14 protein-coding genes are annotated in these 14,656 nt (G+C 64.2%); 7 read left to right on the top strand and 7 right to left on the bottom strand.

The genetic code is table 11. From position 1 onward, the window contains the following. Window positions 1–705 (bottom strand): SDR family NAD(P)-dependent oxidoreductase, encoded by a 705-nt coding sequence (locus CS1BSM3_RS23610; RefSeq protein WP_072391738.1) that lies wholly within the window; start codon window positions 703–705, stop codon window positions 1–3. A gap of 102 nt (window positions 706–807) precedes the next feature. Between CS1BSM3_RS23610 and CS1BSM3_RS23605 the strand changes: the two genes are divergently transcribed. After that, window positions 808–1,365, top strand: a complete 558-nt coding sequence (locus CS1BSM3_RS23605) for a carboxymuconolactone decarboxylase family protein (protein WP_072391735.1) — start codon at window positions 808–810, stop codon at window positions 1,363–1,365. Between the two features lie 48 nt (window positions 1,366–1,413). Here the strand turns inward: CS1BSM3_RS23605 and CS1BSM3_RS23600 are convergent, their stop codons facing one another. Further along, window positions 1,414–2,046 (bottom strand): 2OG-Fe(II) oxygenase, encoded by a 633-nt coding sequence (locus CS1BSM3_RS23600; RefSeq protein WP_072391732.1) that lies wholly within the window; start codon window positions 2,044–2,046, stop codon window positions 1,414–1,416. A gap of 209 nt (window positions 2,047–2,255) precedes the next feature. On the opposite strand from CS1BSM3_RS23600, the gene CS1BSM3_RS23595 reads away from it, so the two are divergent. Then, window positions 2,256–2,846 carry a pyridoxamine 5'-phosphate oxidase family protein gene (locus CS1BSM3_RS23595; RefSeq protein ID WP_210188825.1) on the top strand — a complete coding sequence of 197 codons (591 nt, stop codon included), beginning with the start codon at window positions 2,256–2,258 and terminating at the stop codon, window positions 2,844–2,846. Window positions 2,847–2,895: 49 nt separating this feature from the next. Here the strand turns inward: CS1BSM3_RS23595 and yghU are convergent, their stop codons facing one another. Then, on the bottom strand, window positions 2,896–3,768 hold the full coding sequence (gene yghU, locus CS1BSM3_RS23590; protein WP_072391729.1) for a glutathione-dependent disulfide-bond oxidoreductase: 873 nt from the start codon (window positions 3,766–3,768) through the stop codon (window positions 2,896–2,898). 331 nt (window positions 3,769–4,099) lie between these two features. On the opposite strand from yghU, the gene CS1BSM3_RS23585 reads away from it, so the two are divergent. Beyond that, window positions 4,100–4,819 (top strand): outer membrane protein, encoded by a 720-nt coding sequence (locus tag CS1BSM3_RS23585; protein WP_072391726.1) that lies wholly within the window; start codon window positions 4,100–4,102, stop codon window positions 4,817–4,819. Between the two features lie 83 nt (window positions 4,820–4,902). Here CS1BSM3_RS23585 and CS1BSM3_RS23580 read toward each other — a convergent pair whose 3' ends face one another. Then, window positions 4,903–5,829: an SMP-30/gluconolactonase/LRE family protein gene (locus CS1BSM3_RS23580; RefSeq protein ID WP_072391723.1), complete on the bottom strand. Its 927-nt coding sequence runs from the start codon at window positions 5,827–5,829 to the stop codon at window positions 4,903–4,905. A 320-nt stretch (window positions 5,830–6,149) separates the two neighbouring features. On the opposite strand from CS1BSM3_RS23580, the gene CS1BSM3_RS23575 reads away from it, so the two are divergent. After that, window positions 6,150–6,938 (top strand): TylF/MycF/NovP-related O-methyltransferase, encoded by a 789-nt coding sequence (locus CS1BSM3_RS23575; RefSeq protein WP_083528840.1) that lies wholly within the window; start codon window positions 6,150–6,152, stop codon window positions 6,936–6,938. Window positions 6,939–7,443: 505 nt separating this feature from the next. On the opposite strand, the gene CS1BSM3_RS23570 is transcribed toward CS1BSM3_RS23575, so the two are convergent. Next, on the bottom strand, window positions 7,444–8,733 hold the full coding sequence (locus tag CS1BSM3_RS23570) for a hypothetical protein (protein ID WP_143149327.1): 1,290 nt from the start codon (window positions 8,731–8,733) through the stop codon (window positions 7,444–7,446). A gap of 761 nt (window positions 8,734–9,494) precedes the next feature. Between CS1BSM3_RS23570 and CS1BSM3_RS23565 the strand changes: the two genes are divergently transcribed. Then, window positions 9,495–10,028 carry a J domain-containing protein gene (locus tag CS1BSM3_RS23565; RefSeq protein WP_072391718.1) on the top strand — a complete coding sequence of 178 codons (534 nt, stop codon included), beginning with the start codon at window positions 9,495–9,497 and terminating at the stop codon, window positions 10,026–10,028. Between the two features lie 9 nt (window positions 10,029–10,037). On the opposite strand, the gene CS1BSM3_RS23560 is transcribed toward CS1BSM3_RS23565, so the two are convergent. After that, window positions 10,038–10,880, bottom strand: coding sequence for a hypothetical protein (locus CS1BSM3_RS23560; protein ID WP_072391715.1), 843 nt, complete (start codon window positions 10,878–10,880; stop codon window positions 10,038–10,040). 42 nt (window positions 10,881–10,922) lie between these two features. Next, window positions 10,923–11,552, bottom strand: a complete 630-nt coding sequence (locus tag CS1BSM3_RS23555; RefSeq protein ID WP_072394429.1) for a hypothetical protein — start codon at window positions 11,550–11,552, stop codon at window positions 10,923–10,925. A 210-nt stretch (window positions 11,553–11,762) separates the two neighbouring features. Between CS1BSM3_RS23555 and CS1BSM3_RS23550 the strand changes: the two genes are divergently transcribed. Together CS1BSM3_RS23550 and CS1BSM3_RS23545 are read left to right on the top strand one after the other, a co-directional pair. After that, window positions 11,763–12,551, top strand: a complete 789-nt coding sequence (locus CS1BSM3_RS23550; RefSeq protein WP_072391712.1) for an enoyl-CoA hydratase — start codon at window positions 11,763–11,765, stop codon at window positions 12,549–12,551. Window positions 12,552–12,701: 150 nt separating this feature from the next. Further along, entirely contained in the window at window positions 12,702–14,639 is a 1,938-nt protein-coding gene (locus CS1BSM3_RS23545; protein WP_143149326.1) for a hypothetical protein, read from the top strand. Window positions 14,640–14,656 lie beyond the last annotated feature (17 nt).

Genomic DNA, 14,656 nt, shown 5'->3' with positions numbered 1-14,656 from the left:
TCAGGACAGCAGCCAGCCGCCGTCGACGTCGACTGTCGTACCGGTGACGAAGTCGTTCTGGATGACGAACAGAATGCCCTGCGCCACTTCATCGGCCGTGCCGGCGCGCGGGATCAGATTTTTGGCTGTCTGCTTGCGATAGGCCTCCTCGCGCTCCGCTCCCTGCAACGATGACATGGGGGTGTCGATAGTGCCCGGTGAGACGACATTCAGGCGGCGCGGCGCGATTTCCGGCGCAACGGCCCTGACCAAGGCTTCGACCGCGCCGCCGACCGACGCGATCGCGACCTGCCCGGGCTTCGACTTGCGCGCGGGCGATCCGCTGACGAGCACGATCGTGCCGTCTTTGCTCATGCGCGGCGTGCCGAGTTGAAGGACATTTGCGTAGCCCCAAAGCTTGGCGAACGAGGCCTTGTAGCCCTCCATGTCCATTTCGAGGAAGGTGCCTCTGGCGCGCGTGCCGCCGGTCGCGGCGCTGACCAGGATGTCGATCGGTGCGTAGGTCTCGAACAGCTTGCTCAAGGCGTCGCGATCCAGGACATCGCACTGCTCGAGCGTGATGCCCTTGGGCACGTCACCTGCGCGGCTCGGATTGCGGCTGACGGCGATGACCGTCGCGCCCAGTGCCGCGAGCTGCTTCGACGCAGCAAGGCCGATGCCCGATGTGCCGCCGATAACCAGCGCCTTCTTCCCAGATACGTTCATGTCCGTGATATCCTCTTTGTGCCGACGCTGTCGCTCGCGCAGGGGTTGGTTGAGGAAACATAACCGGCGCACCCGAATGCCGCCACTCAAAGGAGCCAGACGATGCCGCGATTGCCGTTCCCTGCGGACAGTGATGCGTACAGTGACGAGACCCGCGCCGCCGTTCGCCACATTCTCGCGACACGGAAGAGTATGCCGCCGCCGAGCACCTATCTGTCTTATGCAGGCCAGGCGGGGGTGCGCCTTTCGGACCTGCTCGACCATCTGCGGAATCATACGTCGCTGACGCTCGCAGAGTCCGAGCTCGCGATTTGTACGGCGGCCCGTGCGGCCAACGCCGACTACATCTGGAATGCCCACGTCAAACTCGGGCTGGCCGCCGGCACGCGCCCGGAAGCGATCGAGGTCGTCGACACCTATGGTCCGCTCGACGCGCTGACGAGCGACGAGGCGCTTATCGTGGGCTTCGGGCGCGAATTGCTCGAGGCACCGGCAGTCAGCGACGCGACGTTCGAAGCGGTGCGCAAGCGCTATGGCGAAAAGGGGCTCGTGGAGCTGGTGGCGATCATGAGCGCGTATCTCATGAACGCGACGATACTTCGCGCGATGAAGCACGAGGCGGCGCCGGACGCGCGGCGCCTCTCGCCGCGTGGGGCTTGACGACAGGTCGATGCCGTGGGGAGCGGTGCGCCGTCGGCTGCTCCGCTCCTATCGCCCGAAGATCGATTTGAAGAACTGCGCGGCGTTGTTGCGCTTCTTCTTCCGCTCGAGTTCGGCCTGATCCTTGATCCAGGCAACCTGCACGACCTTGCGCTGGCCTGTGAACGGCTTGTGTCCGTGCCAGGAATTGTCGGCGCGCAGGAAGGCAAAGACCTGCCCCATGGTGGGCGGCACCTCGAGCGCATAAGGCTCGTAGTTCTTGCCGTCAAAAAGCACGCGCAGCCGGCCGCCTTCATCGACCTCCCAGTCGTCGTTCAGATAGACGAGCATGGTCATGACCTTGGACGCGCCGTCCGTATGGATGGCGCCGTATTTGGCCTGGGACTGGCCCATGATCGTAGTGAGGCGCGGATAGGGGTGCAGATCTCTGTCGAATTTCTGCGAGAGCGCCTCGGTCAGCTCGGGGCCCTCGACCTCGTCGATCAAGGTCTTGAAACGCCCCTTGAGCAGCACTTCGTCCACCGCCAGATAGCCGGGCTTCTTGATGTCGGGAAAGTCCTGCCGCACGCCGCCTACTGCATCCTCGCGGAGAAAGTGTTGGGCGCAAAAGAAGTCGTAGGGCTCGCGAGAGAGCGGGGCCTTACGCACGACGTCGAGGTCGATCATGCTTGGATTTGGCATCTCTAAACCTCCCACCTAAAATATCAGTGGAATGTCGAGCCCAAATCTCAGCGGCGCTAGAACAATAGTTTCTGTACGTTGTTTTGGCGGTGGATAGGTCTTGAGTGTGATCTGAAGGCCGCATCGGCTGTCGCGCACGCGCTCTGAGCCTGGAGCCGCGCCCGAACGCAGCATAAGATCGGCGATCGTCCCTGTCGGAGGTGCAGGCCATGCCCATGTACCATGACGGCAATCGAGAGCTTCAGGACCAGTTCTCTTCAAGATTGCTCGCGGATCGGCTTGTCGAGCGATTGTGGCGCGACAAGTTCAAGGACGAGGACAAGGCCTTCATCGAAAGCGTGGGCTTCTTCTTTCTCGCCACCGCGGACGCAGAGGGGCACCCTGATTGCTCGTTCAAGGGTGGGCCGCCGGGCTTCGTGAGCATACAGGCGCCCGATCTGCTGATCTTCCCCGACTACGACGGCAATGGGATGTTCAAGAGTCTCGGCAACATCCTGCGCAATCCGAATGTCGGACTGCTCTTCATCGACATGGGCGAGAAGCCGAAGCGGCTCCGCGTCAACGGCCGCGCGAGCGTTCACGCGGCCGATCCGCTGATCGACGCGATGCCCGGCGCGCAGATCATCGTCCGCGTCGTGCCGGAGCACATCTTTCCGAATTGTCCGCGCTACATCCCCAATCTGCGGACAGGCGAAGCATCGCCCTATGTTCCTTGCGAAGGCGTCGAGCCCAAAGAGCCCGCGTGGAAGGGGTTCGACGCCTTCAAGGATGTTGTGCCGCCACGCAAGCGCGGCGGCTGACGCGTTCGCTTTGACGGGCGCGCCCTAGAGCACGCCCACCAATCTGGCGTCAGGCGCCGATCTTGTCCTGCGTCTTCGTCTGGAAGTCGCTGGCGTCGTGACGTTCGCGGAGCTGGCTCGCCGGATCGCCTTGCACACGATTGACCATGCGCCCGCGCTTGACGGCGGGGCGCTGCGCGATCGCGTCGGTCCACCGGTTGACGTGCTTGTAGCTCGCGCCATCGAGGAACTCCCCGGCGCCGTAGAGCAGGCCTTTGGAGAGCGCGCCGTACCAGGGCCAGATGGCCATGTCGGCAATGGTGTACTCGTCGCCCGCCATGTAGGCGTTGTCGGCAAGATGGCGATCGAGAACATCGAGCTGGCGCTTCACCTCCATGGCAAAGCGATTGATTGGATACTCCCACTTGGCGGGCGCATACGCGTAGAAGTGTCCGAAGCCGCCGCCGAGATAAGGTGCGGCACCCATTTGCCAGAAGAGCCAGTTCAGGGCCTCGGTGCGCTTGTCGAGATCCTTGGGCAGGAAGGCGCCGAACTTTTCGGCGAGATAAAGAAGGATCGAGCCGGACTCGAAGATGCGCCGGGGCTTGGCGGGGTTCGTGCGGTCGAGCAATGCCGGAATTTTCGAATTCGGATTGACCGCGACGAAGCCCGATCCGAACTGGTCGCCATCACCGATGCGAATGAGCCATGCATCGTACTCGGCTCCCGCGTGGCCGAGCGCGAGGAGTTCCTCGAACATGATCGTGACCTTCACGCCGTTGGGCGTCGCGAGCGAGTAGAGCTGAAAGGGATGCTTGCCGACGGGCAGCTCCTTCTCGTGCGTCGGCCCAGCAATGGGCCGATTGATATTCGCAAAGCGTCCGCCGCTTTCCTTGTCCCAGCTCCAGACTTTGGGGGGCGTGTACTCCGTACCGTTGCTCATGAGTGATCTCCGTGACCGTTTATGGTTTGGCGTGCCACAAGTTGCAGCGCGCCACCTCTGTCACGATTATTCTTCCAGGGATGATGCCTCCCAGCCAGCCTCGAACGTGCAGGTCTGGGCCTATCTCACGGGGTGGGCCGAGATCTAGGTACTCAAATAATTCAGCTTCGCGCCCGCGCTGTCCCAGGGAAAGCTGACGAGTCGCCTCGCTCAAGTCGCGTCCTCAATTTTCTGTCACAATCGCAGAGAGGCAACGGGTTCGAATCGCCCGCGCGTGCTAGGCAGCCCATCGCATGTGCGGATGAGTGGAATGCCAATTGGGGGGATTACTATGCAAAAATCTTGGATTGCAGCGCCTGCGCTGGCGTCGATTTTCTGCGGGAGCTTGCTTCTTTCATCTGGCGCGATAGCCGGAGGCTCGTTCAAGGATGAGTACCGCCCGCAAATTCTGAATTGGACCGGCTTTTACATCGGCGGTCACGCGGGGCTGGCGACCGGACAGACATCGGGCGAGGTTGGTCTTGGCGGCCCCTCGATCAGCACGGACTACGATATGAATGGCGCGCTGTGGGGCGCGCACGCCGGCTACAACTATCAGATGGGCCATACGGTTCTCGGTATCGAAGGCACGTGGGCCGGGCTCGATGTCAAGGGGAGCGAGACGTGCGTCGTGATCCTCAATTGCGCGCGCAAGGCTGATTGGCTCGCCACGCTGGTTGGGCGCGTCGGCTTTGTTTTTGACCGCTCTATGATCTACGGCTTGGCGGGCGTCGCCTGGAGCAATGTCGAGACCAACGTCAAGGACAACATCGTCGGCGTCTTTCGACTGAACGGCGATGCGACGCATGTCGGCTGGGTTGTCGGCGCCGGATTGGAGTATGCACTTGCTCCGAACATCTCCGCGCGCGTCGAATACAATCACGTCGATCTTGGTAGCAAGACGCACGATCTCGATGTGAGCTTCGGTGGGACTTCGCTCGGGGCGTTGCCGTCCAAGGTCGATGTGACCATCGACACCATCAAGATCGGCGTCAGCCTGAAGATCAACTGACGCACAAGCGTGATCAGAGCTGAGCGGCCCGGCGGAGCGCATCCGCCGGGCCGCATTTGCGTCTGCCTGCCGCAGTGGGTCCGCTATGTGTTGAGGTAGTTCAGCTTCGCGCCCGCCCCTGCCCAGGGAAGGCTGACGAGCCGTCCGGTCATCGAGAGCGTGACGTAGGCTGTCGCGAGGTCCTTGCCGCCGAAGCAGATGTTCGTCACGTAGGCATCGCCAGCAATGGGGATGTGGCGGACACGCGCGCCGTCCGGCGAGATCACCGTGATGCCCGGATTGAAGAGGGTTGCGACGCAGACATTGCCGGCCGCATCCACGGCCAAGGAGTCGAAAAGATTGAAGCCACCGACGCCGGCCAGCAGGCGGCCTCCGTTCGGCGCCGGCCAGGGCGCCTTCGCCACTTCGCCGGGAGCGGTGATGTCGTAGGCCCAGACGCGTCCCGTCCATGTCTCAGCAACGTAGAGCGTGCGCCCATCCGGCGAGAGCCCGCATCCGTTCGGCGTCATCAGCGGGAAGGCCACTTCTTTGATGAGGCTGCCGTCAGCCTTCGCGTAGTAGACGCAGCCGCGGTCCTGCTCGCGTTCACGCACCTTGCCGAGATCGGTGAAGTAGAAGCCGCCGTGCGGATCGAACACGAGATCGTTCGGGCCATTGAGCTTGTGATTGGGCCCGTGCGTGTAGAGGACATCGACGCGCCCCGTCGCGAGATCGACCCGTTCGATGCGCCCACCCTTGTAGTCCTCGGCCTGCATGTGCGGGCGCAGCGTGCCCTCGCCGCGCATCCATGCAAAGCCGCCATTGTTGCAGATGTAGCAGGCACCATCCGGGCCGATGGCTGCGCCATTGGGGCCACCGCCTGTCTCGGCGATGACCTCTGTGCGCCCGTCAGGATGCACGCGGGTGAGCGTGCCGCGCTCGATCTCGACGAGCAGGACAGTGCCGTCCGGCATGGCAATGGGGCCTTCGGGAAAGCGCAGGCCGGAGGCGATCTCGGTGATTTTTGTCATGGGGTACCACGGCGAAGGGAGACAGGTACTCAGGCTGGCACGCAGGAAGGAGCGGCGCAAGCTGATGAGCGCGTCAGCCCTGCGGTGCACGGCAGTACGGATGCCTTGGAGGCGATGTGGCTGCGTCGCGAGCGCCTATGCGGCGCTCGCGTGCAGGGCCTCCGCGTCTGCGCAAAAGGCCCGCCTCACCAGAACCACGAGCAAGACATGAGCAATATTTGTCATGCTGCTCGTACCTATCTCGGAATATTGCGGCGATTGTCCCCATTCAGGATTAGGATTGGGTAAAGGGCGCCGAGCTTGGCGTTCAGGAACCCCTTATGCCCGAGCCAGTGACCACCGAACACGCGAAGGCCGAGGCCGCCGAGATCGCGCGCCTGCGGAAAGCCTATCTCGATATGACGCGCGACAGCCTGATCGGGCGGCTCAACCGGGATCCGCCGCTGCCGTCCTCGAAGGTCGACGCGTATTACGAGGAGTACCGCGAGCAGGGATGGGACTGGCCTTCGGCGGCGCCTTCCATGATTGGCCTCAAGCGCATGGAGAACGTGCGCAGCGAATGCGAGCGGGTTCTGCGTGCCGGTATTCCCGGTGACTTCATGGAGACCGGCGTATGGCGCGGCGGTGCCGTCATGATGATGCGCGCGGTGCTCAAGGCCTATGGCATCACGTATCGCCGCGTCATTGCCGCCGACAGCTTCGCGGGTCTGCCGCCGCCGTCGGAGGGCGTGGCGCCGGATGCGGGGGCGGAGTTCCACACATGGGCGGATTTCGCCGTATCGCTCGCCGATGTGAAGGCGAATTTCGCGCGCTACGATTTGCTGGATGAGCAGGTCGTTTTTCTCGAGGGGCTGTTCAAGGACACCCTGCCGACGGCGCCGGTGCGCGAGCTCGCGGTGCTGCGCCTCGATGGCGACATGTACGAGAGCACGCGTGATGGGATCGTCAATCTTTACCCGAAGCTCTCGCGCGGCGGCACGCTGATTGCCGACGACTATCATCTATTCGAGGCCCACCGCACGGCGATCGACGAGTATCGCGCTGCGCACGGCATCACCGACCCGATCATCCGCATCGACGAGTTCGGCGCGTATTGGGTGAAGTCTTAGCGCGGCGGCTCCTCGCCTCTCTCTTGCACTCAGGGCGCCGCCATTTCGTCCTAGCATCCCCTCTCCCCGTGCTTACGGGGAGAGGGTTGGGGTGAGGGGCAGCGGCAAACGCAGACGTCAGCGCGAGCGGCCGCCCCTCACCCCGACCCTCTCCCCATTGGAGACAATGGGGAGAGGGGGAAGTGGGGCGCGTCATACGCTGCGCCATCACCCTTGCCGCCGCGGGCATGGCACAACGGTGGAAAGCGACAGCACCTCTTCCCAGCAGCCCGCGGTCTCAAGCACTCCGCTCGCGCTCTTGCCGCCGCGGGCATGGCACAACGGTGGAAGGCGACAGCACCTCTTCCCAGCAGCCCGAGCCTGCAGCTCCAAGCACGCGCTCGCGTGCTGGCCGCCGCGGGCATGGCGGGTCGCCTGAAAGCGACAGCACCTCTTCCCAGCAGCCCGCGGCCAATAAAAAAAGGGCCGCCGAAGCGACCCTTTTTCCTTGGTTCAAGAAGCTGCCCTAGGCAGCGCGCGTGATTGCGATCGGCGGCTTCTTATCCTCCGCGATCTCCGTGGCTTCTCGGATCGAAATACCGATAAAGCGTTTGCGTCCGGTTTGTTCGCGCCGGATGTCCTTCAGTTCGCTGAAATTTTTGCTGAACGTCGGAAGCGCCAGCGGTTCCTTGTCCTGCTCTTCACACCAGACGCAGTAGTGCTCGTAAAGGTCGGTAGCAGTGATCGTGGAGCCGTCTTCGGTCTCGACCCTCTCTCTGTGGAAGCGTTCGGCATCACCCTCGGGCGCGACCAGCCGTTGGGGCTGGTGGACGATCCGGTCGGTGTTGTCGTTGGCCGTTGCGGCCGGTGGCGTAATGACGGCTGGAGCCGGCGGCGCGGCCGGAATGGCCTGGACTGCCGGTGTTGCTGGAACTGCAGCGGGTGCTGCGGCGGCGATGGCCGGGATGGCAATGGTCTGAGCGGCGACGGGTGTCGCAACCGGGACCTGCACCACGACATCGAGCGGCATGGCGACTGCGGCCTGCCCAACCGCGGCGGCGGAAGCCACCTTGGGGTTGTGCAGGGCATCATGCAGTCGCCACTGGCTGAAGGCGATGTACATGCCAAAGCCTGAACCGACTTCCAGCAGCAACGCGATGAAGATCGTCAGCGCCATCTGGACATCGTCGACCTTCAAATCCGGGAACACGAGCCCGCCGATCTTGGCAAGCATGGCTGCCTGCGGATCAGCTTCGGTGAGCGCGGTATGACTGTCGCCGGATTTTGCCAGCTGAGCCTTGACCTCCATGATCTTCTTGCTGAGATCAGCGGCCTGGACGGCATTCGCGTGCTCTGCCGAGAGCGTGTGGTACTGCTGGCAGAAGTCACGATTGAACTTGCCGTTGACCACGGTGCAGCCCTGCGTGCGGCTCCAGTAGATCTGGTTTTTCAAACCATTCATCTCACTGGCCACGGTGGCAGCAGGGCGATGCTTCGGAATCCAGCCGACCTGCTCTTCCATCCGCTTCACGTCAGAACGCATGTCCTGATAGACGGCCGTCTGCTGGGCGCGTTGCCCAGTCGTGTCGAGCCGGTTCAGGGCAGCGTGACCGAGTGCCGAGGTGAGTGAGTAGGCGGTTACAACCACCCCCACCACAGCCGCTGCAGCCGCTTGCGACCACATGCGGTTTCGTATGGCTGCAAATAAGAAGAAGGGTATGAGCGCCTTCAGGCAGTCTGCGGCGGCACTGGCCGCCCCGTAGATCAACCCGTCGAATTCAGTCGTCCCAAGACTGTATCCGAAGCGCCAGTTCATGGCGGCGGACACAGCAAGCAATACGCTTGCTGCTAATACGCCTAGGATACCTAGAGCGTGTCTCATCGTTTCAAATGCCCCCAATCGTTTGGGGCCAGCCTACGCGGGCACAGGGTGCCGGCCGAGCGACGTTGCACACCGAGAGGCTAATGCCGTCCGCCCAATGCCGATTGAAGCTTCCCTGCACAAAGAGGGCTTCAGGTGCTGCGGATCGGTGAGCTCCGGATCCCGTTGAGGCCAGGTCCGGCCGGACGCGCAGCGGCGTGGCATTCGATCTGAACGGATGTGGACCGGCTCGACTTATGCACACTCGCCATCGCCGCTAGACGACAAGCTTTTGCACAGGTCGACAGGACCGGCCGACAGGCAACGCAACAACAACATGGGACTCCTCTCACCTATCAGCGGTAGGCGATTCGTAAGCAATTGTTAATTGTTTCAGACCCCTTAGGAATCGATGGGTCGGCGGTGTGTGATTGCTGTCACGTAGCCAGGCCGGAAGGCCACAATGCGCCCAATGGCTTATCCCCAAAGACTAATCCACCAGTTGTCCACTTCGATCCGGCGTTTTGTGCAGGGAGGCTACAGCAACTGTTAATGACCATCGCACGCAGAGGTTGCGTCTAAACCATCTTTCTCGTCATGTGCTCGCAAAACCGCTGCGCCAGGAACGGTTGACGAATTCTTGCACGGTTCTTGCGACTGCGGCCCCGGGACTTCCTGCGGAGCCCTCAAACGACACAAAGGGTGGAAATTCGGCCATGTTCGAGCGCACGAGGGTAGATGGCGGAGCTGGCGATGCCACGTCGGGCATATCGGTGGCGCTTAGCCTGATGGACGGCACGGAGGTGAAGGGCCGCGTCTCGGTTCCGCAGGGCCGCTCGCTCGGGGATGTGCTCAACGGGCCGGCGCCGTTCGTCGAGTTCGAGGAGTTCGACGGTCCGCGCCAGTTCCTGGCGAAGCACGCGATCGGCGGCGTGCGCCCGATCAGCCCGGCCCGGGGGCTAGGCCTCGCGCGGATGCGCGACAATGACGGCTTCGATCCCTACGGTCTCCTCGAATTGCCGCTCGGTGCGCCCTTCGAGGATGTGCGCGCGGCCTATCTCCGCAAGGCCAAGGCCTACCACCCCGACCGCTATGCCAACGCCGAGCTGCCGGCGGAGGTGCGAGGCTATCTCGAGGGCATGGTCCGGCGGATCAATGCCGCGTTCGCGGCTCTGGATGGTGCACGTCTGGAGAGCCGCCAGAAGCCCGTGCAGCGCGTCACGCCGATCTATTCGTCGCCAGCGCGCTGATCGCAGCCGTCAGGTCTGTGCCGCCGCTTCGGCGGGAGGCGAGGCCTTTGTCTCCACGGCTCCGGTCGGCTTTGCCGCGACCTCGCGCCAGGGCTTGGCCGTCGTCTGCTCCCTGTCATAGAGCTGGGTCAGGAACGTGGTGATGCGCGGGTCGGCGGGCGTGTTGCGATCCTGATAGCGGTGCTGGCGAGACTGGCGCCGCCGCGCCCAGCCGGGGGCGCCGGGTTTCTTCATGCGCCGCCCGTTGTGGATCAGCAGAGGATTGTCCGGGGCTTCGAGGTCCAGTTCCTCGAGAAACGTCTCGCGCAGCGCGTAGAACGACTGCAGGATCGCATCGCGCGCGAGCTTGCGATCCTCCGCCGTCACCTGCCGGCCGGCCTCTGGCTCGATGGACTGCAGGGCCCGGCGCATGTCGTGGAGCGGCGCGTAAGGATAGAGGCCGATCTGCTTGTGCGTCTCGCCGACGTTCGCGTAGACGGCCCGCATGTTGTCGAGCGACTCCGAGATTGTGCAGAAGGCCGCGAAATACTCGGCCTGCGTGGGCGCCTCGCGCTGCGTATACGTGAAGAGGGCGGACTTCGCCTTGACGATGTTGTGCCACTCCTCCTTGAGGGCGCTGAGAAACAGCGCGCGCTTCTGGAAGACATTGGCGAGGTAGGCGGCGACGACCGTGACGAGCACGAGCGCCATGTCCTTGAGATAGTCGTAGAGGCTTGCGAGCACGCGCTCGGCCGGCGTATCGGCGAGGCCGGGGATCTGGTTGGCCAGCTTTGCCACCAGCGAAATAGCCAGCACGAGACCGAGAATCCAATAGGCGCGCCGCAGAGTGCGCCCGAGCGACGAACGTGTCATGGAATCCCCCGGTTATGCTGGCCGGCGGTCCCAGTGCCGGCCTCAGTCGACGACGTGCGCCGTCGGGTGGAGTGAGGGGCAAAAACCGGCCGAAAGTACGGCGACGATCGAGGGCGGTGTCAGCACCTCGACGGTCGCCGCCGAGGGCCGCTCGATGGGAGTTCCGTAGCCAGCGAAGTCCCAGGGCAATAGCCAACTTGCGAGCACAAGGTGCGGCGCCCCCTGCCAGCGGATGAATGTGCCGCCGGGCAGCGTATCGAGGCTCGCGTAGTACGTGCGCTTGGCGCGCTCGGGTGTCAGGCGCTCCTCCTGGAGCACGGCGTCCATGTCCTCAGCCATGGCGCGCCCGGCGAGGCCTTTCGTCTGGGCCCACAGCGTCGCGAACCACAGAAAATCCTGCCGGCGGCATTCGCCGCAGGGGCGGTGGCCGGCCGCGAGCGCGGTCGCCTCATCCAGGAAGAAGAGCTCGGTATAGCGCCCGGGCTGCATGAGCGCGCGGCGTCGGCCGTTGAATTCGAGCCGGCAGCAGATCCACTGGCGGCTGGCCCAGCGGCGCTTGCCGAGCGTGCGGTCTGGCTGATGGATGGCGCCGCCCCGATTGCCCATGACGGTCCCCCGCGCAGCAATCGCGACGATCGAGCCGTCCGGGGTAACGCGGTTCTGGAGTGGCATTGCGCCTTCTGCCATATGTGCGGCTTCAGACACGCAGGATGCCTAATGTGATGATCGAGAAATTCGCCAGATCCCGCGGCACGCTATGGCGCGAATTTTTCGATCTGAATCACATTAGCAAAGCTATGCAACTAGTGTCCCTTCTGATTCCGAAGTTCGCTCGGGACACCAGCATCGAGGTCAAGCGAACTTCGGAACCGGGACACTAGAATGACCGAAGCCGTTGTCCATGTGAAGAGCGAGGATCGTCCCAGCGGGCGCGTCGCGACCGTAACGATCGACAATCAGCGCCGCCTCAACTGCCTCGCCAGCCCGACCATCATCAGCCTCACGCAGGCATTCAAAAAATTGTCCGAGGACAATGCTTTACGCGCGATCATTCTGACGGGCGCCGGCGACAAGGCGTTCATCGGCGGGGCCGATCTGAACGAGCTCGGCGCGTGCTGCGCGGACTCGGTGCGCCTTTTCATCACCCGCCTGCACCAGGCCTGCCTCGCCATCCGCGAATGCCCGGTGCCGGTCATCGGTCGGGTCAATGGCTTCTGTCTCGGCGCCGGCCTCGAGGTTGCGGCGAGCTGCGACATGCGTGTGTCGTCCGACAACGCGATCTACGGCATGCCCGAGGTTCACATGGGGCTTCCCTCGGTCATCGAGGCGGCGCTGCTGCCGGGCCTCATCGGCTGGGGCAAGACGCGCGAGATCCTCATCACCGGCGAGACCTTCGGCGCCAATGAGGCGCTGGCCATGGGCTTCGTGCAGAAGGTCGTGCCGATGTCGGGTCTCGATGCCGCGGTCGACCACTGGCTCGGCCTCATTAGTCGCGCGACGCCCAAAGCCGTGCGCAACCAGAAGGCGCTCATGAACCGCTGGGAGCGCGTCTCGGTCGAGGAGGGCGTCTATGCCGGCATCGACGCCATTGCCGAGGCCTACACCACGGGCGAGCCCCAGGCCGCCATCAAGTCCTTCTTCGAGGCGAAGAAACAGAAGACGGGGCGCTGACGTTCCTCCAACGAACATTCCGCAGCGTGCCGGGACTGCCACTGTTCACCCACAGTGTTGCAGCTATACTGCAGCGCGCTGTTAACCAAGCCTTCCGCGCAGGATGGCCGGTCCGACTTGCGCCCTGCGCACGAGTGTGGCGACAAAAACGTGAGCGAACGGCCCTCTTTCCTGACCTGCAGTGGTCCGAGCCGGCATACTGGCTGGCGGCATCGGGCGACCGTCGCCGCCGTCATTGCCGGGCTGCTTCTGCCCTTTGTCCCGCAGGCACCGCTCCGCGCGCAGCCGGGCCAGAACGCGGCACAGACCTCCGAGCCGCCGCCGGCCGCTCAATCGGCGCCCTCGTCCGTGCCCCAGTCGGTTCCGATGTCGCGGGCCGAGTACGAGCAGTGCCAGGTCGGCGACGAGGCGACGTTCCGCGCGGCCGTCGCCCGCGTCACGCAGGCGGCGCTCACGAAGAGCCTCGCCGATCTCGACTACGCGCCGATCGTGCGGGATGCCTGGCGACGCAACAATGTCGACGACGTGCTCTGGCGCCAGGTGGATGTCGCCATCGGCGAGGTGCGCGAGGAGTCGAGCTGGACGGAGCTGATCGGCTCCATTGCTTTCCAGGAGACAGCGCAGAAGCTCGCCACGACGACGTCCGAACGTGTCTTCCGCTCCGATGCCATGCAAAAGGCCATCCTCGGCGTCGCCAGTGGCGTCGGCAACGAGGTCGGCCGGCGCATGGAGCAGGGTCTCAGTGCCGCGGCCGAGCCGGTCGCGCAGTGCATGCAGGCTTTCCTCGGGCCGCGCTACGGCAGCATGGTCGCGCGCTCCGTGAGCCGCGACACCGGGCGCGAGTTCACGATCGATCCGTCCAAGGCGAGCGCGACCGTCTCCACCGGACAGGTTCTCATCCAGGGCAGCGAGGGCCTCACGGGCACCGTGCTGCTGATCGTGCGCCGCCAGCTTTCGCGCATGGCCATGACCGTCGGCCAGCGCGTCGTCGGCGCCATCCTGAGCCGCATTGTCGGCGTCGTCGCGGGCGGCGTCGGCATCGCGCTCATCGCCAAGGACATCTGGGAATTCCGCCACGGCGTGCTGCCGATCATCGCGACCGAGATGAAGAGCGCGGATACGCGCGATAAAATTCAGGCCGAGCTTGCCAAGGTCATCGGCGAGCAGATCAACGAGCACACGCGTGAGATTTCCAGCACGGCAGCCGATCGCGTCACGGAGATCTGGCGCGAGTTCCGTCGCGCGCATGCCAAAGTGCTGGAGCTTGCCGAAAAGGACGAGCGCTTCCGCCGCTTCCTCGACACGGTGACGCCCGCCAAGCTGCCGCGTCTCGACGAGGTCGTCGCGCTCATCCTTGCCGGCGAAGGCGAGCCTGCTCTCACGCGACGCCTCAATGACGGAACGCTGCATCGCGCCATCGAGACCATGCCTGCCGAGGCGATCACCATTGCGCGCGACACGAAATCCCTGGAGGCCGGCTTCAAGTGGTGGGCGCTGGCGGACGAACGCTTGCCCGAAGTCGTGGCCTTCGATCTTCATCGCCTTGGCTCGCCCGAGGAAATGAGCAAGGCGGCGCTCGGGCGTCTGCTCGTGCTCGAGGATCGCACGGCCATCACGCGCCTCGCGAGCCTCACGCGCGCCGAGCGCGAGCCGCTCCTCGAGCTGCCGCCCCGCGATCTCAATCGCCTCGCCCGCGCGCTTCCCGAGACGGACCTCAAGGCGCTCTCGCGCTATATGAGCGCGCTCGAGCCCGCAGCGGCGCAGCGCCTGCTCGCCGTGGTCGGTTTCTCACCCGCGCGCATGGCCGCCTACACGGCATCGGGCGTCCAGGCCGCGATCCTCGCGAGCCGCGATCAGACCGAAGCTGTGGCCGTCATCGCGCGCTCCGATGCGATCTTCGACTTCTTCGTCTTTGCCGATGATGTGCGCTCGGTGCGCGAAGGCAAGATCAGCCCGCTGCTGCTCTGGGCGCGCTATCCGGTGGCGCTCAGCGTGTTCGCTTTTGCCGCGCTCATCGTGCTGCTGATCCTGTGGCGCCTTCTCTTCGGCCGGCGCCCGCGCATTGTCATCGCGCAGAACAAGTCCTGACGCTCGCACTCGGGAGA

Origin of the sequence: Hyphomicrobium sp. CS1BSMeth3, assembly GCF_900117415.1 — a bacterium.
In the GTDB taxonomy this organism is placed as follows: Bacteria; Pseudomonadota; Alphaproteobacteria; order Rhizobiales; family Hyphomicrobiaceae.
The sequence above is the reverse complement of the archived record's forward strand: the minus strand, read 5'-3'. Positions and strand labels throughout refer to the sequence as shown.

Bases quoted from the DNA above. Each gene is read 5' to 3' on its own strand.
- CS1BSM3_RS23610 (WP_072391738.1), bottom strand. From the start codon at position 705: ATGAACGTATCTGGGAAGAAGGCGCTGGTTATCGGCGGCACATCGGGC.
- CS1BSM3_RS23605 (WP_072391735.1), top strand. From the start codon at position 808: ATGCCGCGATTGCCGTTCCCTGCGGACAGTGATGCGTACAGTGACGAG.
- CS1BSM3_RS23600 (WP_072391732.1), bottom strand. From the start codon at position 2,046: ATGCCAAATCCAAGCATGATCGACCTCGACGTCGTGCGTAAGGCCCCG.
- CS1BSM3_RS23595 (WP_210188825.1), top strand. From the start codon at position 2,256: ATGCCCATGTACCATGACGGCAATCGAGAGCTTCAGGACCAGTTCTCT.
- yghU (WP_072391729.1), bottom strand. From the start codon at position 3,768: ATGAGCAACGGTACGGAGTACACGCCCCCCAAAGTCTGGAGCTGGGAC.
- CS1BSM3_RS23585 (WP_072391726.1), top strand. From the start codon at position 4,100: ATGCAAAAATCTTGGATTGCAGCGCCTGCGCTGGCGTCGATTTTCTGC.
- CS1BSM3_RS23580 (WP_072391723.1), bottom strand. From the start codon at position 5,829: ATGACAAAAATCACCGAGATCGCCTCCGGCCTGCGCTTTCCCGAAGGC.
- CS1BSM3_RS23575 (WP_083528840.1), top strand. From the start codon at position 6,150: ATGCCCGAGCCAGTGACCACCGAACACGCGAAGGCCGAGGCCGCCGAG.
- CS1BSM3_RS23570 (WP_143149327.1), bottom strand. From the start codon at position 8,733: ATGAACTGGCGCTTCGGATACAGTCTTGGGACGACTGAATTCGACGGG.
- CS1BSM3_RS23565 (WP_072391718.1), top strand. From the start codon at position 9,495: ATGTTCGAGCGCACGAGGGTAGATGGCGGAGCTGGCGATGCCACGTCG.
- CS1BSM3_RS23560 (WP_072391715.1), bottom strand. From the start codon at position 10,880: ATGACACGTTCGTCGCTCGGGCGCACTCTGCGGCGCGCCTATTGGATT.
- CS1BSM3_RS23555 (WP_072394429.1), bottom strand. From the start codon at position 11,552: ATGCCACTCCAGAACCGCGTTACCCCGGACGGCTCGATCGTCGCGATT.
- CS1BSM3_RS23550 (WP_072391712.1), top strand. From the start codon at position 11,763: ATGACCGAAGCCGTTGTCCATGTGAAGAGCGAGGATCGTCCCAGCGGG.